The organism is Streptomyces sp. JJ38, assembly GCF_019303475.1.
Lineage (GTDB): Bacteria > Actinomycetota > Actinomycetes > Streptomycetales > Streptomycetaceae > Streptomyces.
Genome location: NZ_JABLSI010000021.1, coordinates 971 through 1,815 on the forward strand (window position 1 = coordinate 971; position 845 = coordinate 1,815).

The following is an 845-nucleotide window of genomic DNA, read 5'->3' on the forward strand; positions in this document are numbered from 1 at the left end:
TCTGGTGGGGTACGAGATGGCCCTTCTGGTCGACCGGGCCGGTACCGTACTGACTCCCGAAGTTCGGGCCGAACTTCAAAGCACTATTCTCAACTGACGGAAAGCTCCCCCCACATGAGCACCACAGTCCGCTTAGACGCCTCATGCCTCGCCCGGAGGAGCCATGACCCCGCCGCCCGCCTCGTCTGATCCCTACGGTATAGACCAGCACATGCCGTACGACGACGAGGGCGAACAGCCACTGGTGCGCCCGTACGCCATGACGGGGGGTCGTACCCGGCCGCGTTACCAGCTCGCCATCGAGGCACTGGTCAGCAACACCGCTGACCCCGGGCTGATGGACGGACTGCTCCCGGAGCACCAGCGCATCTGCCACCTGTGCCGCGAGGTGAAGTCGGTCGCAGAGATATCGGCGCTGCTCGGGATTCCGCTCGGTGTGGCCCGCATTCTTGTCGCCGACCTCGCCGAGGCCGGGATGGTGGCCATCCACCAGCCCGGCGGCAGCGATGAGCCCGGCGGCTCTCCGGACGTGACACTGCTCGAAAGGGTGCTCAGTGGACTTCGCAAGCTCTAGCGGCGCGGCGCGCGCCACGACCTCCGCGAAGATCGTGGTGGCCGGTGGATTCGGCGTGGGCAAGACGACCTTCGTGGGCGCCGTGTCGGAGATCAACCCGCTGCGCACGGAGGCGGTGATGACGTCGGCGTCCGCGGGGATCGACGACCTCACCCACACCGGCGGCAAGACGACGACGACCGTCGCGATGGACTTCGGCCGCATCACGCTGGACGACGACCTGATCCTGTACCTGTTCGGTACGCCGGGCCAGGACCGGTTCTGGTTCATG

At 66.7% G+C, this 845-nt stretch carries 2 protein-coding genes and 1 pseudogene; all 3 read left to right on the forward strand.

Annotated elements, in window-relative coordinates:
* Positions 1-97 (forward strand): annotated as a pseudogene (locus HPT28_RS26900) (roadblock/LC7 domain-containing protein); the annotation flags it as partial.
* Between the two features lie 66 nt (positions 98-163).
* Positions 164-574, forward strand: coding sequence for a DUF742 domain-containing protein (locus HPT28_RS13950; protein ID WP_219091386.1), 411 nt, complete (start codon positions 164-166; stop codon positions 572-574).
* On the forward strand, positions 555-845 hold a 291-nt coding region (locus HPT28_RS13955; protein WP_308119223.1), incomplete at its 3' end, for an ATP/GTP-binding protein. The genes HPT28_RS13950 and HPT28_RS13955, both read left to right, overlap by 20 nt.